The organism is Amantichitinum ursilacus (assembly GCF_001294205.1).
GTDB lineage: Bacteria > Pseudomonadota > Gammaproteobacteria > Burkholderiales > Chitinibacteraceae > Amantichitinum > Amantichitinum ursilacus.
The window spans coordinates 61,159-87,506 of record NZ_LAQT01000002.1 but is presented as its reverse complement, the minus strand read 5'-3'; the positions used below and the strand labels follow the sequence as shown (position 1 = coordinate 87,506).

27 protein-coding genes are annotated in these 26,348 nt (G+C 59.3%); 21 read left to right on the top strand and 6 right to left on the bottom strand.

Translation table 11 applies throughout. The features are described from left to right. Positions 1-88: 88 nt before the first annotated feature. The 3 genes from dnaG to rpsU all read right to left on the bottom strand — a co-directional run bounded on the left by dnaG (position 89) and on the right by rpsU (position 2,840). A complete protein-coding gene (gene dnaG / locus WG78_RS02725; protein ID WP_053936259.1) occupies positions 89-2,023 on the bottom strand; it encodes a DNA primase in 1,935 nt (644 codons plus the stop codon). Between the two features lie 57 nt (positions 2,024-2,080). Then, complete coding sequence (locus WG78_RS02720) at positions 2,081-2,521, bottom strand: GatB/YqeY domain-containing protein (RefSeq protein WP_053936258.1); 441 nt, start codon at positions 2,519-2,521, stop codon at positions 2,081-2,083. A 106-nt stretch (positions 2,522-2,627) separates the two neighbouring features. Then, positions 2,628-2,840, bottom strand: coding sequence for a 30S ribosomal protein S21 (rpsU, locus tag WG78_RS02715; RefSeq protein ID WP_053936257.1), 213 nt, complete (start codon positions 2,838-2,840; stop codon positions 2,628-2,630). Between the two features lie 151 nt (positions 2,841-2,991). Between rpsU and tsaD the strand changes: the two genes are divergently transcribed. Beyond that, complete coding sequence (gene tsaD / locus WG78_RS02710; RefSeq protein WP_053936256.1) at positions 2,992-4,005, top strand: tRNA (adenosine(37)-N6)-threonylcarbamoyltransferase complex transferase subunit TsaD; 1,014 nt, start codon at positions 2,992-2,994, stop codon at positions 4,003-4,005. 25 nt (positions 4,006-4,030) lie between these two features. Here the strand turns inward: tsaD and WG78_RS02705 are convergent, their stop codons facing one another. From WG78_RS02705 to WG78_RS02695, 3 genes are all read right to left on the bottom strand, one after another. After that, entirely contained in the window at positions 4,031-4,498 is a 468-nt protein-coding gene (locus WG78_RS02705) for a GNAT family N-acetyltransferase (protein WP_053936255.1), read from the bottom strand. Next, on the bottom strand, positions 4,498-5,148 hold the full coding sequence (locus WG78_RS02700; protein ID WP_053936254.1) for a fumarylacetoacetate hydrolase family protein: 651 nt from the start codon (positions 5,146-5,148) through the stop codon (positions 4,498-4,500). The genes WG78_RS02705 and WG78_RS02700 overlap by 1 nt, the downstream gene beginning before the upstream one ends. Positions 5,149-5,297: 149 nt before the next feature. Then, the gene (locus WG78_RS02695) at positions 5,298-6,224 is read right to left on the bottom strand and encodes a CobD/CbiB family protein (RefSeq protein ID WP_053936635.1); all 927 of its coding nucleotides are present in this window, start codon (positions 6,222-6,224) and stop codon (positions 5,298-5,300) included. Positions 6,225-6,528: 304 nt separating this feature from the next. Here WG78_RS02695 and WG78_RS02690 point away from each other — a divergent pair, with 304 nt between their 5' ends. From WG78_RS02690 to glgX, 20 genes are all read left to right on the top strand, one after another. After that, the gene (locus WG78_RS02690) at positions 6,529-7,119 is read left to right on the top strand and encodes a superoxide dismutase (RefSeq protein ID WP_053936253.1); all 591 of its coding nucleotides are present in this window, start codon (positions 6,529-6,531) and stop codon (positions 7,117-7,119) included. 227 nt (positions 7,120-7,346) lie between these two features. After that, positions 7,347-7,760: a DUF3224 domain-containing protein gene (locus tag WG78_RS02685; protein ID WP_053936252.1), complete on the top strand. Its 414-nt coding sequence runs from the start codon at positions 7,347-7,349 to the stop codon at positions 7,758-7,760. A gap of 497 nt (positions 7,761-8,257) precedes the next feature. Further along, complete coding sequence (gene gspG, locus WG78_RS02680) at positions 8,258-8,683, top strand: type II secretion system major pseudopilin GspG (protein WP_053936251.1); 426 nt, start codon at positions 8,258-8,260, stop codon at positions 8,681-8,683. A 27-nt stretch (positions 8,684-8,710) separates the two neighbouring features. After that, on the top strand, positions 8,711-9,883 hold the full coding sequence (locus WG78_RS02675) for a type II secretion system F family protein (RefSeq protein ID WP_053936250.1): 1,173 nt from the start codon (positions 8,711-8,713) through the stop codon (positions 9,881-9,883). Continuing rightward, positions 9,880-11,538 carry a GspE/PulE family protein gene (locus WG78_RS02670; protein WP_053936249.1) on the top strand — a complete coding sequence of 553 codons (1,659 nt, stop codon included), beginning with the start codon at positions 9,880-9,882 and terminating at the stop codon, positions 11,536-11,538. Before WG78_RS02675 ends, WG78_RS02670 begins: the two co-directional genes overlap by 4 nt. Next, positions 11,519-12,352 (top strand): hypothetical protein, encoded by an 834-nt coding sequence (locus tag WG78_RS02665; protein ID WP_152969037.1) that lies wholly within the window; start codon positions 11,519-11,521, stop codon positions 12,350-12,352. Before WG78_RS02670 ends, WG78_RS02665 begins: the two co-directional genes overlap by 20 nt. Then, entirely contained in the window at positions 12,349-12,876 is a 528-nt protein-coding gene (locus WG78_RS02660; RefSeq protein ID WP_053936247.1) for a hypothetical protein, read from the top strand. The genes WG78_RS02665 and WG78_RS02660 overlap by 4 nt, the downstream gene beginning before the upstream one ends. Next, on the top strand, positions 12,873-13,400 hold the full coding sequence (locus WG78_RS02655; RefSeq protein ID WP_053936246.1) for a hypothetical protein: 528 nt from the start codon (positions 12,873-12,875) through the stop codon (positions 13,398-13,400). Before WG78_RS02660 ends, WG78_RS02655 begins: the two co-directional genes overlap by 4 nt. Beyond that, positions 13,400-13,960, top strand: a complete 561-nt coding sequence (locus WG78_RS02650) for a hypothetical protein (protein ID WP_053936245.1) — start codon at positions 13,400-13,402, stop codon at positions 13,958-13,960. Before WG78_RS02655 ends, WG78_RS02650 begins: the two co-directional genes overlap by 1 nt. Then, the gene (locus WG78_RS02645) at positions 13,957-15,999 is read left to right on the top strand and encodes a secretin GspD/PilQ domain-containing protein (protein WP_152969036.1); all 2,043 of its coding nucleotides are present in this window, start codon (positions 13,957-13,959) and stop codon (positions 15,997-15,999) included. Before WG78_RS02650 ends, WG78_RS02645 begins: the two co-directional genes overlap by 4 nt. Before the next feature lie 5 nt (positions 16,000-16,004). Further along, the gene (locus WG78_RS02640; protein WP_053936243.1) at positions 16,005-16,490 is read left to right on the top strand and encodes a type II secretion system protein; all 486 of its coding nucleotides are present in this window, start codon (positions 16,005-16,007) and stop codon (positions 16,488-16,490) included. 3 nt (positions 16,491-16,493) lie between these two features. Beyond that, the gene (locus tag WG78_RS02635; RefSeq protein ID WP_053936242.1) at positions 16,494-16,871 is read left to right on the top strand and encodes a type II secretion system protein; all 378 of its coding nucleotides are present in this window, start codon (positions 16,494-16,496) and stop codon (positions 16,869-16,871) included. Next, positions 16,843-17,358, top strand: coding sequence for a hypothetical protein (locus tag WG78_RS02630; protein ID WP_083458732.1), 516 nt, complete (start codon positions 16,843-16,845; stop codon positions 17,356-17,358). Before WG78_RS02635 ends, WG78_RS02630 begins: the two co-directional genes overlap by 29 nt. 652 nt (positions 17,359-18,010) lie before the next feature. Next, positions 18,011-18,535, top strand: coding sequence for a PEP-CTERM sorting domain-containing protein (locus WG78_RS02625; protein ID WP_053936240.1), 525 nt, complete (start codon positions 18,011-18,013; stop codon positions 18,533-18,535). A gap of 278 nt (positions 18,536-18,813) precedes the next feature. Further along, positions 18,814-20,922 carry a catalase gene (locus WG78_RS02620; protein WP_053936239.1) on the top strand — a complete coding sequence of 703 codons (2,109 nt, stop codon included), beginning with the start codon at positions 18,814-18,816 and terminating at the stop codon, positions 20,920-20,922. 196 nt (positions 20,923-21,118) lie between these two features. After that, a complete protein-coding gene (locus tag WG78_RS02615) occupies positions 21,119-22,168 on the top strand; it encodes a sigma-54 interaction domain-containing protein (RefSeq protein WP_236691966.1) in 1,050 nt (349 codons plus the stop codon). Positions 22,169-22,306: 138 nt separating this feature from the next. Further along, complete coding sequence (locus WG78_RS02610; protein WP_053936238.1) at positions 22,307-22,807, top strand: PRC-barrel domain-containing protein; 501 nt, start codon at positions 22,307-22,309, stop codon at positions 22,805-22,807. Between the two features lie 121 nt (positions 22,808-22,928). Continuing rightward, positions 22,929-23,546, top strand: a complete 618-nt coding sequence (locus WG78_RS02605; protein WP_083458731.1) for a BON domain-containing protein — start codon at positions 22,929-22,931, stop codon at positions 23,544-23,546. Positions 23,547-23,649: 103 nt separating this feature from the next. Next, positions 23,650-23,865: a hypothetical protein gene (locus WG78_RS02600; protein ID WP_053936236.1), complete on the top strand. Its 216-nt coding sequence runs from the start codon at positions 23,650-23,652 to the stop codon at positions 23,863-23,865. Between the two features lie 258 nt (positions 23,866-24,123). Further along, the gene (gene glgX / locus WG78_RS02595) at positions 24,124-26,301 is read left to right on the top strand and encodes a glycogen debranching protein GlgX (RefSeq protein WP_053936235.1); all 2,178 of its coding nucleotides are present in this window, start codon (positions 24,124-24,126) and stop codon (positions 26,299-26,301) included. The last annotated feature ends 47 nt before the right edge of the window (positions 26,302-26,348 follow it).

The following is a 26,348-nucleotide window of genomic DNA, read 5'->3' as shown; positions in this document are numbered from 1 at the left end:
AGATCAAGTTTCATAGTGGGAAGTGATTGTCACGTATCCACATTTCAAGCTGTCCGCCGTCGTTTATTTGTATCGGCAGTTAATTCGCCTATGAAGTGACGCTGCGGGACTGCGTCAGCAAAGCCATATATTCTTGCCGTTCGACATCAGACAATCCTCCGTGTGCCTGGCGGTACTCGAGTTCCGCCTTGCGGTTCAGTGTAGCCGCGCGAATCAGACTTTGCCCGGCCGCCTGGAGCGCGTTGGCAAACTCCAGCTCGCGCTCTTCATCCGACCAACGCTCAAAGCGCGCCATGCCCGCGCTGGCCATTGCCGCCAGCCGCGTATACACCGGCTCATCGCGCCACAACTCCAGCAACTGCGCTGAATTCATGCGCGCGCCATGCGTGCGCGCCGATTGCAGCACATCCTGCAGCAGCTCGTCGCCATGCGCGGGCCAGGTCAGCCAGACCGGCTCGCACCGGGTGGCCAGCACTGGTTCAAACAACAGCAATTGCAACAACCCCTGCACCATATCGGGCTGCACGCGCGGCGTTAAACGCGGACGTTCTTCTTCTCGATCACGCCAGTTGCCTTTCCTTTTCCAGTTGCCCCGACCACCGCCGCCGTCATTGCGCCAGTTGTTACCGTCGCGCGGTTTAAAGCGCCGCTGCGGCACAAAGCCATCGTCATATTCAGGCGGATAACCCGGATCATCGTAAGCTTGCGGCGCCGCCGCGCTGGCCGGTTCGTTGCGACCTGACAAAATCGGGTCAAGTTCAGACAACTCCAGCCGACATAGTTCAGCCAGACGTTTACGGATCATCAAACCATAGGCGGGTGCTGTGACCTTGCTCATCAATGGCTTGGCCAGATGCACCAGGCGGGCCCGCCCTTCTTCGCTTTCCAGTTCGACCTGCGCGGCCAGTTCTCTAAGAAGAAACTGCGCCAGTGGTACGGCGTCTTGCGTCAGCACTTGTTCAAACCGTTCGCGGCCAAACTGCTGCACATAACTATCCGGATCATGCTCTTCTGGCAAAAACAGAAATGCCAGGCGTTTGCCATCCACCAGATATTCAAGGCTGTTTTCCAGCGCGCGCCAGGCCGCTTTGCGACCGGCCTTGTCGCCGTCAAAACAGAACACCACTTCGTCGGCCAGCTTTAACAGCTTTTGCACGTGCACCGGGGTGCAAGCGGTGCCCAGCGTGGCGACGGCATATTCCACGCCATGCTGCGCCAGCATCACCACGTCCATATAGCCTTCCACGACCAGCACGCGACCGTTGTCGCGAATGGCGGTGCGCGCCTGGCTCAAGCCGTATAGCTCGTTGCCTTTCTGGAATACCGGCGTTTCCGGGCTGTTCAGATATTTGGGTTTGCCATCGCCGATAATGCGGCCGCCAAAGCCAATCACCGAACCGCGCTGATTAAGAATGGGAAAAATCACACGGTCACGAAAGCGGTCATAGCGGCGATGCGATTCTTCGTCCTCGCCCACCAACCCGGCTTCGGTCAGCAATTTATTCCAGTCGTAATCTTCGAATACTTTTTTAAGTCCATGACCGCTGCTGCCCGGCGCATAACCCAAGCCAAAGCGTGCCGCGGTGCGCCCTTCCAGGCCACGGCCTTTCAGATAATTGATGGCCGCTGGCGCGGTTTTCAGTTGCTGCCGGTAATATTCACTGGCTGCCTTTAATACGTCATAGACGCCCGGCTCGCCTTTGGGCGCCGCAGCTGCGCCGCCGGCTTCTTCGGGCACCTGCAAACCCACGCTTTCGGCCAGTTTGCGAATCGCTTCGGGAAACGACAGCGCTTCGTACTCCATCACAAAGTTAACCGCCGAGCCGTGCGCGCCGCAGCCAAAGCAGTGATAAAACTGTTTGGAGTGGCTCACCGTAAACGACGGGCTTTTCTCTTTGTGAAACGGACAGCAGGCCGAGTAGTTCATCCCGGCTTTCTTGAGCGGCAGATAGCGCTCAACCACGTCGACAATGTCAACGCGGTTCAGTAAGTCCTGAATGAAAGCCTCGGGGATGCGCGCCATGGTCGACAACGCACAATGCCAGGCCCGTACATGCGGTCGGCATCATGCGTCATTCCTTTATTGCATGCGCGCTTTAACCAGCTTGCTGACTTCGGCCATATCGGCCTTGCCCGCAAGCTGCGTTTTCAGATCGGCCATGATCTTGCCCATGGCCGCGGGCGTCTGGCCGTGCGTGGCGATGCTGGCATCAACAATCGCGGCCACTTCGGCATCGGACATGCGTTCAGGCAAGTACGCCGACAGCACAGCGACTTCGGCTTTTTCTTTGTCGGCCAGATCCTGGCGCTGGGCGGCTTCAAACTGGCTGATGCTGTCTTTGCGCTGTTTGAGCATCTTTTCGATGATGGCGGCGATGGCGGCGTCATCCAGTTCGATGCGCTCATCCACCTCACGCTGCTTCATCGCCGCCAGCAACAAGCGGATGGTGCCCAGACGATCCGTCTCTTTGGCTTTCATCGCTGTTTTCATGTCGTCCGTGATGCGTACTTTAAGGCTCATGATCCGTTTCTCTTGGCGATTGAAGCGTTACGTCGGCGACGTAACACAAAGACGGAAAGGCCGCACGTGTGCGGCCTTTCATAATCTGGCTTGCAGCCTACCCGGCTTAGTACAGCTTCGGGGGCAGTTGCTGGCTGCGCAGGCGCTTGTAGTGGCGCTTGACGGCGGCAGCGAGCTTACGCTTGCGTTCTGCAGTGGGCTTTTCATAAAACTCACGGCTACGCAGTTCGGTCAGCAGACCGGTTTTTTCTACAGAGCGCTTGAAGCGGCGCATTGCGACTTCAAAGGGCTCGTTCTCTTTAACGCGAACAGAAGGCATCGAGCGTAAATCCTGTTGTTAGGGCTTAGTGCCCGGAAGAAAGCCACGGATTATCCACGACCTGAGCCCTCGTGTCAAAACCCTGTGCTTTTCGGGTGTTGCATGAACGGGTACGATGCGCCCTTGCCCACCCAGACCGACGAGGCGCGCCATGCTAGTGCTAGGCATCGAATCATCCTGCGACGAAACCGGCGTCGCATTATACGACAGTGAACAGGGCCTGCTGGCCCATCGCATTCATTCGCAAATTGCCATGCATACCGAATACGGTGGCGTGGTGCCCGAGCTGGCGTCGCGTGACCATATCCGCCGCGTGCTGCCCTTAACCGAAGCGTGCCTCGCCGAAGCCCAGCGCACGCGCAAAGACATCGACGCGATTGCCTATACCGCGGGGCCAGGCCTTGCCGGAGCGCTGCTGGTCGGCGCCAGCGTGGCCAATGCGCTGGCGTTTGCGCTGGAAAAACCCATCGTCGCCGTGCATCACCTTGAAGGCCATTTGTTATCGCCGCTACTGTCCACGCCGCGTCCGGATTTTCCGTTTGTGGCTTTGCTGGTGTCGGGCGGCCACACGCAATTAATGGCGGTGCGGGGCATCGGCCAGTACGAAATCCTCGGCGAAACGGTGGACGACGCTGCGGGCGAGGCATTTGATAAATCCGCCAAGCTGCTGGATCTGGGCTACCCCGGGGGCCCGGCCTTATCAAAGCTGGCCGATACCGGCGACGCCACGCGCTTTAAACTGCCGCGGCCGATGCTGCACTCGGGCGATCTGGACTTCAGCTTCTCGGGCCTCAAGACCGCCGTACTGAACCTGGTCAACCAGCAAGCGCCCATCGACGATCAAACGCGCGCCGACATCTGTGCGGCGTTTCAGGAGGCAGTGGTGGAGGTCTTGCTGAAGAAATGCGTGGCAGCCTTGCAGCAGACCGGCATGCAGCGCCTGGTGATTGCGGGCGGCGTCGGCGCCAACAAACAATTGCGCAACGCGCTGAACGAAGCCGCGCGCCGTCGCAAATTTGAAGTGTTTTATCCACCGCTGGAATTGTGTACCGACAATGGCGCGATGATTGCGTTTGCTGGCGCGATGCGACTGCAATACGCCACGCCGCAGTACAGCTACGGGGCACGCCCGCGCTGGGATCTATCGACGCTGGAAGCCTGCTGAGCGTCGATCGCCCTCCGGCGCGACATCAGCCGAGTTCGCGCACCATGTGGGCGTTCTCGAGCTTGATGCCGTTGACGTCCACATCCTGCCGATAGTCCAGCGTAAAGCCGCAGGCGGCAAACACCGGCTGCGCCGCCAGGCTGGCGAAGGTATCCATCCGCGTCAGGCCTTCATAGCGCGCCATGGTTTCGGCCTGCTCCAGCAACGCCCGCGCCACGCCTTTGCGCGCAAACGCCGGATGCACAAACAGCCAGTCGACCAGACCCGCGTGGGTCAGACTGCAAAAGCCTGCCACCACATCGCCCTCAAGTGCATGCCAGACGGTGTTGCTGACCAGCTTTTCGCGCCAGCTCGCCGCATCGCTCAAGGCGCGCTCCACCCAGGCCCGCCGTTGCTCGGGCGTGTAATGCGGCGCGGCCAATACCGACACCGATGCAAAGAAACAGCTTTGCAGCGCAGCCAGATCGTCAGGGCCTGCCCGTCGGATCAGCATCAGGCCACCTGATAGTGGTCGTGCAACACATTGCCCAGTTGCAGCATTAGTTGGTCGCCCGAAACAATCGGGCCCACGCCTTCAGGCGTGCCGGTATAGATCAGATCGCCCTCGGTCAGGCCAAAGCGGTCGGAAATCCAGGCAATCAGCGCCGGAATATCAAACGCCATGTCGCGCGTATGCGCTTGCTGGGTCAGTGCATCGTTGATGTGCAGCGTAAAGCTGACGTCGGCCGGATTGGGAATGGCGCTGGCGGGCACAAACTGGCCCAACACGGCAGCGCCGGCAAAGCCCTTGGCCAGCGTCCACGGTTGGCCCTTTTTCTTGGCTTCGGCCTGCACATCGCGTGCAGTCAGATCCAGGCCCAGCGCATAGCCCGCCACGTATTGCATCGCGTCTTCACGCGCAATATGGCGACCGCTTTTGCCGATGGCGACGACCAATTCGGTTTCGTGATGGATTTCGTGGGACCACGCGGGCAACTGCAGCGGCGTGCCGGGACGGACGATGGCGGAATTGGGTTTCAGAAACACCATGGGCTCCGCGCCGATGCTGGAGCCCATTTCAGCCGCATGGGCCTGATAATTACGGCCTACACAAAAGATATTCGCAACGGTAAGGGTGCGATCGGCAATCTGGATTTGCGGCACGGCGAAGGACTCCCAAGTGACTGAGCCGCAATTTTGCGCCAGCGCGTCGATTCTGACAAAGGCTGCCAACGCAAATCTTACGTCGGCGTTTTTCCTACTCCGTCAGCACCAGTCATTATCCAGCCGTTTTGCACAGTCAGATCACCGGCTTAGCGTATCCAGATGGCGGCGCTGAACAGCAGGATCAGCGCCAGCCACAACAACACCGAACGCCAGATCAAGCCGACCGCGCTTGCAAGATAATCGGGGTTGGCGGCCTCACCCAGGCCCAGTTCCGGGCGGAATTTGACGGTGTGGTCCTGGTGCAGCACATCGCCCAGGCGGATGCCGATGGCGCCAGCGCCTGCGCTTAGCAAGATGCCGCTGGTGTAATCGGCCCATGTGCGCGCTTGCGCATTCCAGCAATCCACCGCGTCCTGAAAGTCGCCCATGATGGCAAAGCTGACGGCGGTCAACCGCACCGGAATATAATCGAGCAGGTCGTGCATCATGGTGGCAAAGCGGCCAAACGCATTCTGGTTGTCGAATGCGCCCCACTTTTGCGCCAGCAGGCTGGAAGTGCGGTACAACACCGCGCCCGCCGGCCCGGCAATCCAGCCCAGCGCTACAAACCAGAACACCGTGCCAAACACGTAACGGAACGAATCGACCAGGCCCTGCTCGATGGCCAGGCGCGAAATCTCGTCAGGGCCCATTTGCGACGTGTGCTGGCCCGTCCAGTCGGCCAGCAGCAAGCGGGCGGAATCGACGTCGTCTACTTGCAGCGCGCGCGAAATGCCCGAGAACGCATGGCTAAACTGGCGGAAGCCCATGGTCAGATACAGGATGGCCACATTCCACAGCAGCGCCATCAGCGGGCTGTGGCGCGCCAGCAAAAAATAAACCGAAATCGCCACGATCAGCGGCGGCAACATGGCCAGCAGCCAACCGTAGACGCCGTTGCGGTATTCGCCGGCGTTGAGGTTACGTTCCAGATTATTGGCTAGCCGCACGAAAGCCAGATAGGCGGGGTTGCGACTACTGATGGGGCGAAGTTGCTCCAGAGCCAAGGCGATGATCAACGACAAAAAGGTCATAAAACCCATCCGGGAAGCGCTGGTGGCAACCGCGCTTGCTAGTTTTCAGAATGCATATTCGATAAACGGGCCTGGCCACCTTGCAGCGCCAGTCCAGGCACGCACGATACCACAGCCCTACTATGGCACTAAAGCCGCGTTACGCTGACATAAGACTTATGCAAAACCAGCTTGAAATGCGCTGGCCGCTGCCCCATTTGTTATAAACTCGCACTTCCGCATAAGCCGTTTCCGGGATCTTGAAACGACCGCGAGTGGCCTCGCAGTAGCCAAACCGAGTCCCGCCAACCGAGGAGATACATCTATGGCACATACCCTTCCCCCCCTGCCTTACGAAAAAAATGCGCTTGCTCCGCACATGTCCGAAGAGACACTCGAATATCACTATGGCAAGCATCACCAAACTTACGTTACCAACCTGAACAAGCTGATCGAAGGTACTGAGTTCGAAAACCTCAGCATCGAAGAAACGGTCAAGAAAGCCCCGGCCGGCGGCCTGTTCAACAACTCCGCCCAGGTGTGGAACCACACCTTCTTCTGGGAAAGCCTGGCGCCTAACCCGTCCGACGCAGACCGCGCGCCCACCGGCGCTGTGGCCGACGCGATCAACGCCAAGTGGGGTTCTTTCGACAAGTTCAAAGAAGCCTTCAACGCTTCCGCCGCCGGCAATTTTGGTTCGGGCTGGACGTGGCTGGTTAAAAAGCCGGATGGCTCGGTGGACATCGTCAACACGTCCAACGCCGCGACCCCCCTCACCACCGCTGACGTTGCGCTACTGACCGCCGACGTGTGGGAACACGCGTACTACATCGACTACCGCAACAGCCGTCCCAACTACCTGGGCGCGTTCTGGAAGCTGGTGAATTGGGATTCCGTAAGCAAGCGCTTCGGCTAAGCGATTGCATTACTGATCGTCCCCTGAAAAAAGGCCCGCAATGCGGGTCTTTTTTTTCGTCCATCGCCCGGCCACACTGCCGCCCATGGCCCGCACTTGCCAGATACGCTTGCGCCGTCGCCCCGCCCTTCCGCCGATACCCGCCAGATACACGATGTTGCTGGCGGCTGCATCTACCGCTTTCTATGCTCCCAGCACCAGCCAGGTTAATCCGTGCGGAGCCGCTCATGATGACCCAAGCCACCGGCGCGTTTTCGGTTTCGATGACGCCCACCACGCCAGACGCCGACGCCTCACCCCCCTCGTTGCTGCCGCAGCAGCTGGGCCGCCTGCAACTGCTCAAGTACTACAGCGGCGATCTGCAAGCCACCGGGCGCGGCCAGATGCTGACCGCCACCACGGAGGTCGAAGGCTCGGCGGGCTACGTGGCCATCGAGCACGTCGAAGGCAGTCTGCACGGCAAGCGCGGCAGTTTTGTGTTGCAACACAGCGGCACCATGGCGCGCGGCCAGCCGCAGTTATCGATCACCATCGTGCCGGATTCGGGCACGGGCGATCTGTTTGGCATTAGCGGGCGCTGCCAGATTGTGTTGCAAGATGGTGGGCACAGTTATGTGCTGGATTATGAGTTGCATGGCTGACGCGTCAGCCTGCCGCCATCGCATGCACCGGTATCGTGCAAAACCGCCGTCCGCCGCAAACGGTTTCGTGGTTTTTTTGCGTCAGGTGTGCAACATCATTGACAGTTAAATTCTTACAACGATACCAATCCGTACCGCCGTCACACCCCACCAATCTGCTGATTTACGCCGCTTGAAGGTCGCTTTAAGCCGCCTGGCGTAAGTTACGGCAATCTGGCAAGCATCCCCCGCATGCAGTTGATCTGATTACGGTAAAGCTGCATTTGCGCGCCTTGCTCACCCCACCGTGAATGCGCTTGCAGCGTCAAAATGCGCCGTATAGGATGCGCAGAGGATGGAGTTGCGCATGACAAAGGCGTAACCGCAAACAAGTAACTGCACCGACAGTCGATACAAACAACCCCGCGCGTAACGAACACAGTCACTGTGCAGTCGCCGCGCCGTTTCTGGCTGCGGCTGCTGTTACCACAAATACATAAGAAACCGAGATTCGATCCATGCAACGAAGCAATCTGCGCGAGCGCGGCTTTACGCTGCTCGAACTGTTGGTAGTGCTGTTGATTATTGCGCTGTTGGCCGGTTACGTCGGCCCCAAGCTGTTCGGCGAAGTGGGCAAGGCCAAGATGAAAACCGCAGCCAGCCAGATGAAGTCGCTGGCCGATGCGCTTGATCATTACCGGCTGGACGTCGGCCACTACCCCACCACCGAACAAGGTCTGGCCGTACTTAGCGTCAAACCGGGCGACGAAGCCAAATGGCAAGGCCCGTATCTGACCAAGGACGTGCCCAACGATCCGTGGGATCACCCCTATGTTTATCGCCGCCCTGGCGAAAACGGCCACGATTTCGATCTCATCACCTATGGCGCTGACGGCAAGCCAGGCGGCACGGGTGAAGACGCCGATATCTCGTATTTTCAGTAACGCAGCCCGCGTCACTGACCCCTAGCCATGCGCTACAAAGTCAAAGCGCTCCAGGCCGGCTTGCTGCAAGAGCTGGACCTGGAGGCCGCCAACGAAGCCGAGCTCAAGCAGCGCCTGTCGTCGCAGGGGCTTGAGCTGGTGTCGGCGCACGCCCAGCATCGGGTCAGCTTTCGCAAAAGTGAATTTGCGCTCTCGCTGTTTACGCAAGAGCTGATCGCGCTGCTCGAAGCTGGCCTGACGCTGGTCGAGGCGGTGGAAACCCTCAAAGAAAAAGCCGCCGCCGATGGCAACCGCGTGGTGTTGTCGCGGCTGATTGACGGGTTGTATCAAGGTCTGCCGATGTCGCGCGTGCTCAGCCAGATGCCCGAGCATTTTCCGCCACTGTATATCGCCACCGTGGGCTCGGCCGAAAAGACCGGCCACCTGGCCAATGCGCTCAAGCGCTACCACCATTACGAATCGCGGCTGGCTTCGGTCAAAAAGAAGATTATTTCGGCACTGGTTTACCCGGCCGTCATCATCAGCATCGGCAGCGGCATCATGCTGTTTTTGCTGTTTTATGTGATTCCCAAATTCAGCCAGATTTACGCCAGCATGAAAGACCTGCCCTTTGCCGCCGCCGTGCTGCTGTGGTGGGGCAATCTGGTGCATGACCATGGCCCGGTGTTGTTTGCCGGCATCGTCGGCACCATCGCGCTGGCGATTGTGTTGTTGCGTACGCCCGCAGTGCAGGCCGCTTTATTGGAAGCGTTCTGGCGCTTGCCCAGCCTGGATGGCTATCGTCGCCTGTTTTCCCTCACCCGCTTTTATCGCACGGTCGGCTTGTTGTTGTCGGGCGGCTTGTCGGTGGTAGCCGCGATGGAACTGGCCGCGCAGTTATTGCCCACCCCGATGCGCCTGGCGTTAACGCGTGCGCTGGTCGATATCAAGGCGGGCCAGACCGTCTCCGCCACCTTGCCGCGTTATGGCCTGACCACGCCCGTGGCCGAGCGCCTGTTGCGCGTGGGCGAGCAAAGCGGCGAGCTGGCCACCATGGCCGAACGCGCCGCGCAGTTTTGTGATGAAGAACTCGACCGCGCCATCGATATGTTTACCCGTTTGTTTGAACCGATTCTGATGCTGATCATCGGCGTGATGATCGGCTCCATCGTCTTCCTTTTATATATGCCGATCTTCCAGCTAGCCGGGAGCATGCAATGACCGCGCTAACGCTCGAACTGATCAACCATCTGCGCCAGACCCAGACCGACGCTGCCTTGCCGCTGCAAATCCAGCAAACGCTGGGGCTGGATGACCTCACTTATCGCGCCGAAATCAGCCGTTTTCTGGGCCTGCCTGCGCTGGACCGCGACGAGCTGACCGCGCAGTTTCCGCGCTACGATCTGCTGCCCTATGCCGAAGCCGTCGGCCGCCAATGTGTGCTGGTCGAAGACACCGAAGGCCATCTGCGCCTGGTATTGGGCGATCCGTTTGATCGCATCACGCGCAACTGGGCGCAGCAGCGGCTTAACGTCAGCTATGTGACGGCGTTTGCGCATTTCTCCGATGTGCGCACATGGCTGGATAGTTTCGAGACCTCGCATCGCGCCATGGACCAGATGCAGGCGGGCCCCGATGCCGAAACCGGCAACGAAGGCGTTACCGAAATCTCGCTGGCCGCCATCGCGCGCGATGCCTCGCCGGTGGTGCGGCTGGTCAACTCCACGCTGTACGACGGTCTTAAATCCAAGGCCTCCGATATCCACCTGGAAAGCACCGCCACCGGCTTGTCGATCAAATACCGGATCGATGGCGTGCTATTGCATATCGGCGGCGCCAACGGCGTCGAGACCGCCGAACAGGTGATCTCGCGCATCAAGGTATTGGCCGATCTGGATATCTCCGAGCGCCGTATTCCGCAGGATGGTCGCTTTAAAGTGCTGGCCAATGGCCGCGATGTGGATTTCCGCGTCTCGATCATGCCGTCGATTTATGGCGAAGACGCGGTGCTGCGGATTCTGGACAAGCAAAACGGCGGCGATGCCTTCAAGCAACTGCGCCTGGATATTCTCGGCTTTGACGACAGCACCATGGCCAATATCCGCGGCCTGGCCACCGAGCCGTATGGCCTGCTGCTGGTGACGGGCCCCACCGGTTCGGGCAAATCCACCACGCTGTACGCCACGCTGTCGGAAATCAACACCGGCGAAGAAAAGATCATCACCATCGAAGACCCGGTGGAATACCAGTTGCAAGGCATTCTGCAGATTCCGGTCAATGATAAAAAAGGCCTGAGCTTTGCACGTGGGTTGCGGTCCATTTTGCGGCATGACCCCGACAAGATTCTGGTCGGCGAAATCCGTGACGGCGAAACCGCCAATATCGCCGTGCAAGCGGCGCTAACGGGCCACCTGGTGTTAACCAGCGTGCACGCTAACAACGTGTTTTCCGTACTCGACCGCTTTATGCATATGGGCGTGGAGCCCAACAGCTTTGTCGATGCGCTGATTGGCGTGGTGGCGCAACGGCTGGTGCGCAAGATCTGCCCGCATTGCATCACCGACGATGCACCCGACGACGAACTGTTAGAGGCCTCGGGCGTCACGCGCGCACAAACCGCGCACTGGCGCTTTCGCAAAGGCACCGGCTGTAACCATTGTCGTGGCACCGGTTATCTGGGCCGTAAAGCCATCGCCGAAGTCTTGCGCCTTAACGACGAACTGAAACAAGCGATTGCCGGCCGCGCGCCTGCGGTCGAAGTCAAACAACTGGCGGCCAGTCTGGGCTTTTTAAGCATGCGCCAGGCCGCGATGGCCGTTGTGGCGCGCGGCGAAACCACTTTGCAGGAAGTAAATCGTGTCACGTTTGTGGATTGAGCACACCGCCTGGCTGACCCGCCGCCACGTGTTGCTCGCCAGCGGGCCACGGATCAACGTCGGGCAGAAAAAAGGCACGCCGCAATTGCACCGCGCCCATGCCGCCGTGCAACCGGTGGGCGATGACGCCGTGTTGCGCTTGCAGCAATTGCTGGCGCACGCGCCGCGCGGCAGCCTGGGGCTGGATCAACTGCATTTGTTGATGGGCGCACCGTGGGTGCGTTATGCCGTTATGCCATGGCAAACATCGCTCAAGCGCGAGGCCGATTGGGAAGGCTACGCGCGCGTATTGCTGGCGCAGCAATATGGCGTGGCCACCGACACCTGGCGCATTCGCGTCGCCCCCGGCGGTTTTGGCCAGGCGCGGCTGGCGGCGGCGGTGGACCAGGGTTTGTTCCAGACCGTGTACGAAATGGCGCGCGCCAGCAAATTGCGGCTAAGCCAGTGCGAGCCGCTGCTGATTACCGCAATCAACCGACATCACGCCAGGCTGAAGGCGCGGGAATTTGTACTGGTGTTGCTGGAAGCCGAATACGCCACCTGTTTGTTCTTTAACAAAGGCTGGCACAGCGTGATTACCCAGCCGTACGCCACGCCGCCCCACCACGCGCCCGACGCCGATCAGATTACCGCGCTGGTGCGCGACGCCGCGGTGCTGGGTGGCGAAACCATGCCGGCGCAAATTTACGTCAGCTCGTCCGATATCCCGCTATCCAGCTTGTCCGGCCAAGGCCCGATCCAGTGGCTGGGCGGCGTGCATCCGCGCTTTAGCCAACCGATAGATCTGCGTGCCGCAGTCGAGGTGGCGGCATGAAGCCAGTGCAACTTGATTTCCAGCGCAAGCCCAGCACCACCCCATGGATCGGCCTGGTGCTGGTTGCCCTGGGCGTGGTGGTCATCCTGTGGGCGCTGGCACAGCAAGACATCGTGCGGCAACGCCAACAGCAAGTGTCGGATCGCGAAGACGACGTGGCCTGGCTGAAAAAGAAACAAGACCAGGCGCAACAAGCCGCCCGCAAAGAAACGCCGATGAATGACAAAGTCGCCGCCATCCGCAAAGGCCAGTTGGTCAGCCCGATCCCGGCGCTGGCTTTGCTGGAGGAATACTGGAGCAACGATATCGGCCTGACCAAACTCGAAGTGGTCACCGCCGACCATGACATCAAGCTGGAGCTGGAATCGCGCACGCTGGAAGACACGCTCAGCCTGGTCGACAACCTGACCAGCGATCCGCGCGTGAGCAAAGTAACGTTTGCGCATCAGGGCCTGAAGGTGGTTGATCCGTTCAAGCCCACGCAATCGCAGCTGGAATTTACCTGGCGCGAGGTGCGCCGATGAACAGCGCACGCTTGTTATGGTGGATGCGGCAATGGCCGCGCCAGGCCGGCTTGCTGGGCTGGGTGGGCCTGGCGCTGATGCTGGCGGGCTGGTTGATTTATCGGCAGCAAGTGGTGCCGGTCAGTCAGGACTTGGACCGGCGCGAAATCGCCATCGATAGCGCGCGCCATCAGTTGCGCCTGGCAGCCCAGGCCAGCGCCGCCGCAGCCGCCGCGCCCGCGCCGCTGGATACGCCCGATCAATTTACCGACATGCTGCGCCAGCTGACCGAGATGGCCAACGCGCACCATGTCGCCATCACCCAAAGCGAATACAAATCGGTCAGCGAAGGTGACGGCCACTTGATGCGCTTTGGTATTCAGTTTCCGGCGCAAGGTCGTTACCCCGACCTGCGCGGCCTGGTTGCCGATCTACAGGCGCTGCCCGGCGTGCGCGTTGAGTCGCTGATGTTCAGTCGCAGCCAGATCGGCGACGACAACCTGACCGCGCAACTCACGCTGAGCTATCTGACGGAGGTGCGCTGATGTTGTCGCGCCCGCTGCAGATTGTGCTGGCCATTACCGTCATCCTGACCGGATACGCGTGGTGGCAAGGCCGTAACGAAGATGAAAACGCCGAGGGCGCGATGCCGGTGCGCGCGCGCAGCCACGCCATTGCGTCCATCGCCAGCGAAGCCGCACTGGCGCATGTGGCCGCGGTGATGAATGCCTCGGCCACGGCGGCGCACGCCAGTGGCGCCAGCGCCGCCAGCGCGGTGGATCTGTTTCCGCGCCAGAGCTGGCAACCGCCGCCACCGCCCCCTACCCCAACGCCCAAACCCACGCCCACACCCAAGCCGGTGGCGCCGCCGTTGCCGTTTCAGGTGATCGCCAGCTGGCACGAGGGCGCCAACGACCGCATCGTGGTGGAAGTGGGTGGTCAGCAATATGTGATCTGCGCTCGCTGCGATGCATTGGGCCGCATACAACAAGGAGAAGTGCTGCTCGGGATTTACCGCGTCGATCAGGTAACGCGTGATGCCATTACGTTTACCTATTTACCGCTGAATCAGGTGCAGACACTGCCCGTCGGAGGAACGCCGTGAAGCGTGCGTCATTACCCCTGTTTTCGAGCCCGCCGCGACGTTTGTTGCTGGCGATTGTGCTGCCCCTGGCCCTGCTGAGCGCATGTATGCAATCGCCGCCCGAAATGGGCCGGCAAATGATTCTGCAAGGCGACCCCGAAGGCGGCCTCAAGCTGTTGCAAGACCAGTTGCGCGCCAATCCGGACGACATCAAACTGCGCGCCACCTTTGAGCGCCAGCGTCAGTTTTATGTGCAGAACCTGATCAAACAGGGCGATGCCGCGCGCGCCACCGGCGACACCGCCACTGCGCTCGCGTCGTTCCAGCATGTATTGCAATGGGACAGCGGCAATCTGCGCGCCAAAGAAGTGGTCAGCAATATCGAAATGGATTTGCGCCACGCCTCGATGCTCAAGTACGCGGGCACGATCAAGACCGAACATCCCGAAGACGCGATGGTGACGGTCGACCAGATTCTGCAAGACAATCCGCGCAATCTGCAGGCACGCCGGCTTAAAGACGAAATCCAGACACGGCTTAATCGCACCAACTTAAAGCCACAATTGGCCGCGGCATTGCGCACGCCGATCAGCCTGCAATTCCGCGATCAATCGTTAACCAGCGTGTTCGACATTATTTCGCGCATCGGCAAGGTCAATTTCATTTTTGATCGCGATGTGTCGCCGCAACTTAAAACCACCATTTTTGCCCGCGATACCACGGTGGAAGACGTCATCAATCTGTTGCTGGCCACCAATCAGCTCGACAAAAAAATCCTTAACGAAAACACGATCCTGATTTACCCCAAGCGCCCGGATAAAGATCGCGATTACAAAGATCTGGTGATGCGCACGTTCTATGTCGGCAATGCCGACCCCAAACAAGTGCTGGCCATGCTCAAGCAGATGGTCAAAACCCGCGACGTATATATCGATGACCGGCTTAACATGATCGTGATGCGCGATACGCCCGAAGCCATCGATGTGGCCGAGCGTTTGATTGCCGCGATTGATCTGCCGCAATCCGAAGTGGATATCAGCGCGCAAATCCTCGAAGTGACCACGTCCGATTTGTTGAATCTGGGTATTCAATATCCCAAATCCATCAGTGCTACCGTCGGCACCAATGGCACCGATACCACGACGACCACCACCAATACCGCATATAGCGGCGCCTTGAGTCTGGCCGACCTGGCGGCGTTTAACCGCAGCAATGTGCTGGTCAATTTTGGCTCGCCCACCATTACCGCCAATCTGACGCATGACAAGGGCGATACCAATGTATTGGCCAGCCCGAATATCCGCGTCAAAAACAAAGAAAAAGCCAAGATATTGATTGGTGATCGCTTGCCGGTGATTACCAATACCACGTCCAATGGCGTCACCAGCGAAAACGTCAATTACCAGGACGTCGGTTTGACGCTGAATGTGGAGCCGACCATTTCGATTGATGGCGATATCAGCATGAAAGTGACGCTGGAAGTGTCCAATATCGTCGACACCATCACCACGCAAACCGGCTTGCGCGTGTACCAGGTAGGTACGCGCCATGCCGAAACGGTGATGGCATCGCGCGATAGCGAAACCCAGGTGTTGGGTGGTTTGCTCAGCCGCAATGATCAGGTCAGCGGCAGCGCCATTCCGGGGCTGGGCGAAGTGCCGGTGCTGGATCGCATTTTTGGTAGCAAATCGACGTCAAAAGGCAAAACCGAGCTGGTGCTGTTGATTACGCCGCACGTGGTGCGCAATCTGCCGCTGCCGAGTTCGTATATCACGCAATTTGATAGCGGCACTGAGGGTTCGATTTCCACTGAGCCGCTACGCTTGCGCAGCAAATCCACCGTCAATATCGATAGCTCGGGCAGTGGCGCGGGCAACCCGGGTATTCAGCAAAATCCGGCGATTGTGCAGCAACCGATCCAGCCGGCGCCGCAACCGCAAGTGCCGCAACCGCAGCCGCAACAACAAGGGGGCAATCCTCCCCCCGCCCAACCCACGCCGCCCCCCGCGCCTGCGCAAGAAACGCAGTTGCCCAAGAGCGGCACCATGGGGCGGCATTGACGATCATGACGTCGCTGCCCCGGCGCACGCGCGGTTTTACGCTGATCGAGCTGATGGTGACGCTCACCATCCTGGCCGTACTGGCCACGGTGGCGTTGCCGCTGTGGCAGATCGGCGCGCAGCGTAATCGCGAAGAGGAACTGCAGCGCGATCTGCTGCAGATTCGCGCCGCCATCGATGCGTACAAGCAAGCCGTGGACGATGGCCGTATCAACAAATCGATCGATGAAACCGGCTACCCGCCCACGCTAAGCCTGCTAGTGGACGGCGTAAAAGACCTGAAAGACCCGACCGCCAAAAAGATTTATTTTTTGCGCCGCTTGCCGCGTGATCCGTTTTGCGATTGCGCCAGTCGCAGCAACGAAGAAACCTGGGGCAAGCGCAGCTACGCCAGCCCGCCCGACTCGCCGCAAGAAGGACGCGACGTGTACGATGTTTACTCCTTATCCGAGGGCGTCGGTCTTAACGGCGTGCCTTATCGACAGTGGTGACCGATGTTGTGTCGTAATTCGCGCCGTGGCTTTACCTTGATCGAATTGCTGGTGGTTCTGGCCATCATGGCCAGCCTGCTGACGCTGGTGGTGCCACGCTATTTTCAGCAAACCGATCGCGCGCAAGAAGTGGTGCTGCGCCACAACCTGATCGCCATGCGCGACGCCATCGACAAGTTTGATGCCGACACCGGCCGCTATCCCGATAACCTGGACGAACTGGTCAGCAAAAAATATCTGCGCGAAGTGCCGCTGGACCCCATCACCGGCAAGCGCGATAGCTGGGTGGTGACGGCGCCCGAAAACGGCACCGGCGTGTACGACGTTAAAAGCGGTGCGGATGGACAGGCGCATGACGGCAGCAATTTCAAAGACTGGTAAGCACGCCCAGGCGTCGGGCACGCGCCAGCGCGGCTTTGCCTACGCGTGGGCATTGATGATGGTGCTGATTACCGGCATCTATCTGGCGGAAGTGGCCGACGTCTGGCAAACGCGCATCCGCCGCATGAAAGAAACGCAATTGCTGGCCGAAGGCGACGAAATCCGCATGGCCATCAAGCATTACACCGAGCAGGGCAACGCCAATGCCATGCAATATCCGCATTCGCTGGATGATCTGATCAGCGATAACCGCGTGCCGTTTCCACGCCGGTTTTTGCGCCATGCGTATAAAGACCCGATTACCGGCGAAGACTGGCTGTATATCGCCGCGCCCGGTGGCGGCTTTATGGGCGTGTACAGCAAGTCGATGGACAAGCCGCTGAAGCGCGATAACTTTCCGGCCAGCTATGTGGGCTTTGCCAACAAAGATAACTACCAGGAATGGAAGTTTGCGCAATGGCCCACCGGCGGCGGGCGCGTGCGCTGAAGTTTCTCGCCATAGGGTGGGGCTGGCCCCACCATTCAAAGCCATCAGCGACATGCCGCTGCGCTTAAGCTTCACGATGATGTGCCAACTTGTCAGTTCTGCGCGGGCGGCCTTGGGTGGTGGGTCTTGACGGGGACGCCGAGTCCCACCCTATGCTGACGTTTCCTTGTGACCCGCCTCACCCATCTCGCGTGCGCCGCGCGGACGCCACTTCTTCTTGTCGGTGTGCACTCTGGCCCGTCAGCGCGTTGCCTCCTCTCCTCACATCCTCCGGCATGGCTATTTCTACCTGACAACTCCGCCTACAAGCGTGTCGCAACATATTCCGCTGCGCGCAGCAAACCTTGCGCCTTCATAACCGGCCACACGCCAGGCATAGCGCCATCTACCGGGCTATTTTCGAATATCACTGTAAGCTAATACTTGATTTAATCTGAAAGAATTTACCTTTCGTCGGCATTCAGCATTTTTGCAAAACAGGGCTTGGCCGTCAGGAACAAGCAACGGCGCGGCTTGCGTCAGTTTTTTAAACAAATAGCTGTGACGGGGATTTCTTAAGCCGCTTTTAAGATATTGACTTATCTGACCGAAAATTTAATATCCGGGTCAGCAGTAGCGAACAACGATCATAAAACCTTCGGAGCACTTACTCATGAAAAAACTTGCCGCAGTTGCACTCCTGGGCATGGCACTCGCGTCTGGCATGGCCAGCGCCAAAGTCATTGATTCGGGCAGCACCAACATCAAGAACAAAACCGTCTGGACCACCGGCTGGACTGGCCTTAACTTTGGCTCGCTGGCCGCTGGCGATTACAGCCTGACCTTCAGCTTTACCAGCAAGGCCGCTGAATCGTTCAAAGTGGGCTACGCCCTGCTGGAAAACTGGAACATCTTCAAGCCGGTCAGCTATTCGTATGACAAGGTCAACGGCACCAGCTGGTCTGAAACCGTTGATTTCGACCTCAGCAGCGCTACCAATGTGCGCCTGTTTGCCGGTCTGATCGCGCTGGCCGATCGCAATACCAGCTGGTGCAATCCGGCTGACTACAGCGGCAAATTCTCGTGGGAACTGAGCACGGTGGACGTCTCGGCCCCGATCCCGGAACCGGAAACCTATGCCCTGATGGGTCTGGGTCTGGTTGCGCTGGTGGCGGCTCGCCGTCGCAAGCAAAAGTAAGACCGTAGTACCGCGGGTTTGATGATCGCTTGATCGTTACTGAACGCCCGTATCCGACTTGCCAATAAACGGCCCCTTCGGGGGCCGTTTTCCGTCGTGCGCCGCCGCGCGCAGGCCACGCAGTTTCTTGCAACACACCTACATTTTCCCAGCCAATTCCTACCCGCTATTCATCCGACCGTAGACAGCCTGGTGCAAGCAGCAAGGTTACAGTCTCGTTGATCCGATATTCCCCTATCCCTCTTCGCGCCTGCCGCGCTTAACCGTGGAGAACTGCCATGCCCCAAAAACCCGGTGCCCCTTCCGATCTGCCCGCTATCGAAGCCGCTCGCCGCGAATTCGATCCGGTCAACATCACCACGCAACAAGGCCTTAAAGAAAGCGATGACGCTAATTCGCTGAAGGCCGGTGTGCGTGGCCCGTCGCTGCTGCAAGACTTTGTGCTGCGCGAAAAGATTACTCACTTTGACCATGAACGCATCCCTGAGCGCATCGTGCACGCACGTGGCGCGGCTGCGCATGGCGTGTTCCAGGCCTATCCGGGCAACGAGAAATACACCAAGGCCGGCTTTCTACAAGATCCGGCCAAACAAACGCCGGTGTTTGTGCGCTTTTCCACCGTCGCCGGTTCGCGTGGTTCGGCCGATCTGGCGCGTGACGCGCGTGGCTTTGCCGTCAAGTTCTACACCGACGAAGGCAACTTTGATCTGGTGGGCAATAACATTCCGGTGTTCTTTATTCAGGACGCCATCAAGTTTCCCGACTTTGTCCATTCGGTAAAGCCGGAACCCAATAACGAGATTCCGCAAGCCGCCAGCGCGCACGATACGTTCTGGGACTTCATCTCGCTGACGCCCGAATCGTTCCACATGATCATGTGGGTGATGTCGGATCGTGCCATTCCGCGCAGCTATCGCATGATGGAAGGCTTTGGCGTGCACACCTTCCGCTTTATCAATGCCGCAGGCGAAAGCCAGTTTATTAAATGGCACTGGAAGCCGCTGCTGGGCACGCACGGCGTGGCATGGGACGAAGCACTCAAAACCAACGGCGCAGATCCGGATTTCCATCGCCGCGACCTGTGGGAAGCCATCGAAAACGGCGTGTACCCGGAATGGGAACTGGGCGTGCAGATCATCAGCGAAGCCGACGCGGCCAAGCTCAAGATCGACTTGCTCGACCCGACCAAGATCATCCCCGAAGAAGTGATTCCGGTAACCAAGCTGGGCAAGATGACGCTCAACCGCAACCCGGACAACTTCTTTGCTGAAACCGAACAAGTGGCCTTCCACCCCGGCCACGTGGTGCCCGGCATCGACTTTACTAACGATCCGCTGCTGGCAGGCCGCCTGTTCTCCTATACCGACACGCAATTACTGCGTCTGGGTGGCCCCAACTTTGCGCAGATCCCCATCAACCGCCCGGTCTGTCCCGTGCATAACTTCCAGCGCGATGGCTTTAGCCAGCAACGCGTGGATATGGGCCGCGTGGCCTATGCGCCCAGCTCGCTGCAAACCGACGCCCCGGCCCATATCGGCAAGCTGCCCGGCGGTTATGAAGAGTTTCCGCAAAAGGCGGACGGCGAGTTCTTGCGCGCCAAGCCCGAACTGTTTGCCGACCACTACAGCCAGGCCACGCTGTTCTACGTCAGCCTGACCCCGGCCGAGCAAAAGCATTTGCAGAATGCGCTGAAGTTTGAATTGTCGAAGTGCGACACGCTGCAAGTGCGCGAACGTGTAGTAGAAAACCTGGCGCATATCGACGCCGAACTGGCTGGCGAAGTGGCCAAGGGCCTGGGCCTGGTCGCCCCCGCCATTCCCGCGCCGAAGCTGGCCCCGCAATACAAGCCGTCGCCCGCATTGTCGATGGTGCATCCGGGTGGTTCGGTGGCCGGTCGCAAAGTGGCGATCATCGCGGGCGAAGGCCACGACGCCGCCGAAGTGGCTGCGCTGCAAGCCGCCCTGAAAGCCGAGCAAGTCAGCTGGCACCTGATTGCGCCGACGTTGGCGCCGGTTAAAGACAGCAAAGGCAATAGCGTGACGCCCGATGCCACGCTGGAAAACACGCGCTCGGTGTTGTACGACGCTGTGTTTGTGCCGGGTGGCAAAGAACATATCGACGGCCTGCGTTTGCTGGGTAAAGCCAAGGCCTTTGTGGCCGAAGCGTTCATGCATTGCAAACCGATCGCCGTGGGCGTGAATGCCGCTGCTGTGCTGGACGACGCCAACCTGCCGTTGGCCGACATCGGCACCGATCCGCAAGCGCTGAAAGACCAAGGCATTGTGGTGGCCGACAGCACCGGCAAGAGCGTGCCGCAAGACCTGTTGCACGCCATGCGTTTCCATCGTTTCTGGGACCGTCCGGGCGTGGACAAGGTGGCTGCGTAACGGTCGCTTTGGGCACGTAGGCAGGCGGCCGACAGCGTGTGGCCGCCCGCCTACAAAAGAACCGGACGCGGTCCAAATGTGACAGGCCGCTGCAAGCTTTACTCTGGCATGGCCAGCCTGCGCAATTTGTACAACCACGCGCCGGCGGCGCCAGACACCACTCGCATCAGCGACGCATCGCGGAGAAAACATACAAATGCTCAAGACGCATAACGAACGGATTGCCGGTTTTATGGATGACGCACTGCTGGGCTATGCCGATCAGCCCGCCAGCGCGCGTCACGCTGCCAACCACGATGGCCAGCAATTTGGCCGGATGTTTGGCGGCAGCAAATCGTTGCGTCAGGCGTTTGCGATGATCGAACGCGTTGCGCCCACCGATGTGCCGGTACTGATCCTCGGCGAATCGGGCTGTGGCAAAGAGTTGGTGGCGCAAACCGTGCACGAAAAAAGCAGCCGGAGCGCGGGCCCGTTTGTGCCGGTGAACTGCGGCGCGATTTCGCCGACATTGCTGGAAGCCGAATTGTTTGGTTATGAAAAAGGTGCATTCGCGGGCGCGCAACGTACCCACGCCGGTGTGTTTGAACGCGCTGCGGGCGGCACCTTGTTCCTTGATGAAATTACCGCCATGTCGCCCGATTTGCAGGCGCGACTGTTGCGGGTGCTGGAGACCGGCGAATTTACCCGCCTGGGCGGCACCGAAGAACTGACTTGCACGGCGCGCATTGTGGCCGCCACCAACCGTGATCCGGCTGAAGCCATCAGCGCCGGCGCATTGCGCCGCGATCTGATGTTCCGGCTGGCCGTGTTCCCGATCAATCTGCCGCCATTGCGTGCGCGCGAGGGCGATGTGCTGATGCTGGCGCGCCACTTTCTGGCTGAAATGAATCGCCAGTACGGCACCAGCAAAAAATTTACCGCCGAAGCCGAAGCCCGGCTGGCCAGTTACGACTGGCCCGGCAATGTGCGCGAGCTTAAAAACTGCGTGCAACGCGCTTACATCCTGGCCGACCATGCGCTGGATGCCGCCTCGGTGGCCCCGCTCAGCAGCTGGAGCCCGCAGGACGAAGCGCAAGAAACACTGACGTGGCGCGTGGGCCAGTCGCTGGCCGAGATGGAACGCGACGCGATTCTGGCCACGCTGCAGCACTTTGATGGCGACAAACGTCAGACCGCCATCGTGCTGGGGGTGAGCCTTAAAACGCTTTACAACCGCTTGAATGCCTGGGCGGCGCAGGCGTCCTGAACGCCCGGGCCACCCGATAAATCAAGCGGCACGACAAGAACTGGATCGACGCGGAATACAGCGCGCCGTACCGCAAGTTAGCGCAAACGCGCACGCTGAATACCCCGCTGTATGACCACAGAAACAGGAGCAGCAATCATGGCACTTTGGAATCTGAACAACGGCATCGAATTTGATACCCCGCACGTGCACGAAGCGCAAAACGACTTCTCGCACGACAGCCCGCATTTCTCCACGCGCAGCAATGCCAGCCAACGCCCCGCCACGGCCGGGCGCGCCGCATGCCCGACCATGCGTCTGGCCGTCGCGGGCGAAATGGCCGGTGGCGAAGTGGTGGACTTTGAAGGTCTGGCGCTGGGCGATGTGCGAGGCCTGGTTATCGACGTTTATCAGGGCCGAGTGGCTTATCTGATTGTGTCGCTGCGCCCCGATCTGCGCACCGACAGCGGTTCTTTGCGCATCGTGCCGTGGCACTCGGTGTCGGTGGACCCCAATCAGGCCTGCTTTACGCTGAATGTGGAAGAAGAAACGCTGGTGAACGCACCGGCTTGCCATCCCGGCGAGTTGCCCGACATGAGCCAGCCGGAATGGGCACTGGACACGCACAAGCATTACGAAGCCCGCCCGTATTGGGATTAAGCCGCGGGTTGCTGCCTACACATAAAAATTCTCATGTAACCGGAACCGGAAGGCCAGCCTGGCCTTCCCCGGCACTCTGCCTTAGTCAACAACACGCATAACAAACAACGGAGAAAAGCACATGAAGACCCTGCAACCCTCCCCGGTCAAATCGACCCTTGTGATCACCGCTGCGCTGCTGGCGTTAAGCCTGAGCGCGTGCAGCAAGAATGAATCGACAGATACCGCATCCGCACCCGCTTCGAGCGCCGATGCGATGTCGCCGCCGATGGCGCCGGCCAGCACCACCGACGTGGCCCCGGCCACCGATAGCAGCAGCACCGGCAGCACGCTGTCGGCCGATGCCTCCGCCGCAGGCGACAAGATCAAAGCCGAAGCATCCGAGGCGGGGGACAAGATCAAGGCTGCCACTTCCGACACCAGCGACAAGGTGAAATCGGGCACGTCTGAAGCCGGCGACAAGATCAAAGCCGCCACCGCCGACGCGGGCGACAAGCTGAAACAGAATTCCGACAAGGCAGGCGCGGCGTTGTCCGATGCCGGCCTGACCGCCAAGGTGAAGAGCGCGCTGGCCAAAGATGCCGGGCTATCAACGCTGAAGCTGAATGTCACCTCCAAGGATGGCGCAGTCACGCTGACCGGAACGGTGGATACCGCCGCGCACAAGGATCAGATCAAGACCGTCGCCACCGCGGTGGAAGGCGTGAAGTCGGTGGACGATCAGACCACCGTCAAGTAAGCGCCACAGCCGCATTACCCAACACACGCCCCGCTCAACCGAACGGGGCGTAACCCGATCGATGCCTGGGCGTATGCGCCGGGCTCAGGGACTGGAGCACATCATGAAGCGATCATTATTGCTGGCCGCCGTGGCCGGATTGGGCGTCATGCTGTATCGCAATGCGCGTGACCAGCAGGCCCACAGCAAACTGGTGGATACCGGCCGCGCTGCGGGCGCTACGCCGATCAGCGACTGGGAAAGCGAAGGCGGCACCGCGCTGACCCCCGCTGGCACAGGCACCAAGCCGGGCGTAACGCAAACCACCACGCTGGATTGAGTCTTCGTCCGGCGCGGTTAGCCTGCAACCCCCCAACCCTCGCGTTTGCGCGCGCCGTAACTTGGGCCGCAAGCGTTTCTACGCTCGCTTTCTGCGAGCGTATTTTTGTCTACTCACGCATTGCATTGCCCCGACTGCGCCCTCGTGCGCGGCCGGGTTTTGCTGTGCCGCAACATCTGGCGGTTTCCCTGTATTGGGGTTGCATTAAATCCTGTCTATACCTCAATGACACCACCCGCCCGACGCGGAGAAAAACGAATGGCAGTCAATCTGGCCGCAATCAAAGAAGGCTCGCCGGTGCCGCAAGGCGCCTCCTGGGACGGCAACGGCGTTAACTTTGCGCTGTTCTCGGCGCATGCCACCAAAGTGGAATTGTGTCTGTTCGACGACAGCGGACAAACCGAGCTGGAACGCATTGAACTCCCGGAATACACCGATGAAGTCTGGCACGGCTATATCCCGGATCTGGCGCCGGGCCAGGTGTATGGCTATCGCGTGCACGGACCCTATGACCCGGAAGCAGGCCACCGTTTTAACCCCAACAAATTGCTGCTAGATCCCTATGCCAAGCGCCACGTGGGCCAGTTGGTGTGGGCGCCCGAGGTATTTGCCTATACCGTGGGCCACAAAGATGGCGACCTGAGTTTCGATAAACGCGACAGCGCTAAATACGTGCCGAAATGCGTGGTGGTCGATTCCAATTTTTCGTGGGAAATCGGCAGTGGCGTGCGGGTGCCGTGGGATAAAACGGTGCTGTACGAAACCCATGTGCGTGGCTTTACCCAATTGCACCCCAATGTGCCCGAACATTTGCGCGGCACTTTTGCCGGTTTAAGCCAGCCCGAAATCGTCGATTACATTAAAAGCCTGGGCGTAACTTCAGTGGAGTTATTGCCGATTCATTCATTTGTGAATGACGATTATCTGCTGCAACGCGGTCTGGCCAATTATTGGGGCTATAACACGATCGGTTTTTTTGCCGCCGATCCGCAATACTTTTCTTCGAATTCGATTTCGGAATTCAAGAATATGGTCGATCGCTTCCATCGCGCCGGGCTGGAGGTGATTCTGGACGTGGTGTACAACCACACCGCTGAAGGCAATGAACTGGGCCCGATGCTGAGCTTTAAAGGCATTGATAACGCCAGCTATTACCGCTTGCTGCCCGATAATCCCCGCTATTACATCAACGATACCGGCACCGGCAATACGCTTAATCTAAGCCACCCGCGTGTGCTGCAAATGGTGACCGACAGCCTGCGTTACTGGCTGACTGAAATGCGCGTAGATGGTTTTCGTTTTGATCTGGCCACCATTCTGGGCCGCGAACCTTATGGCTTTGATGAAGGCGGCGGCTTTCTGGATAGCTGTCGCCAGGACCCGATTCTTTCCAGCGTTAAATTGATTGCCGAACCGTGGGATTGCGGCCCCGGCGGTTATCAGGTGGGCGGCTTTCCACCCGGCTGGGCGGAATGGAATGATCGCTTTCGCGATACCACGCGCTGCTTCTGGAAAGGCGATGAAGGCAAGGCCGCCGAATTGGCCACGCGCTTGACTGCATCAGGCGATCTGTTTAACCGCCGCGGGCGGCGGCCTTGGGCCAGCGTCAATTTTGTCACCGCGCACGATGGCTTTACCTTGAATGATCTGGTTTCGTACAACGACAAACATAATGAAGCCAATGGCGAGGGTAATCGCGATGGCAGCGACAATAATCACTCGTGGAATCATGGCGTAGAAGGCGAAACCAGCGACGAAAGCATCAACGAATTGCGCGAGAAACAAAAGCGCAATATGTTGGCCACGCTCTTGTTGGCGCAGGGCACGCCCATGTTATTGGCGGGCGATGAATTCGGTAATTCGCAAGGCGGCAATAACAATGCGTATTGCCAGGACAATGAAATCAGCTGGCTGGATTGGGAACATATCGATACCCGCGGTGAGCATCTGACTGAGTTTGTGCGACGCTTGACGCTGGTGCGCAATGCCCTGCCGGTCTTACGTCGCGCGCGCTTTTTGACGGGCGAGTGGAACGACAAGCTGGAAGTGCGCGATCTGACCTGGATTGCCCCGGACGCCACCGAACTTAGCCAGGAACACTGGCACGATCCGCATATGAAATGCTTTGGCATGCTGATGGATGGCCGCGCCCAAGCCAGCGGGATTATGCGTTCTGCGGGTGATTCGACGCTGCTGCTGCTGATGAATGCGCATTACGAGCAGGTGGATTTTACGATTCCGGAGGTATCGGGGCCGTCGGAATGGACGGGCTTGATCGATACGGAAAATCCGCTGCCCGACGAATTGCCGCATTACTTGAGCGGAGATGTGATTGCGCTGGCGGGCAGGTCTTTGCAATTGCTGCGGCTAAAAAGCGAAGGCGATACCGAAGTCATTGGCCAACGCGTTGAAGCCGAATTGACCCGCCGCTTCTAACATAGGGTGGTTCGAGACCCACCATTCGAAGGCATCAACAAGGATAG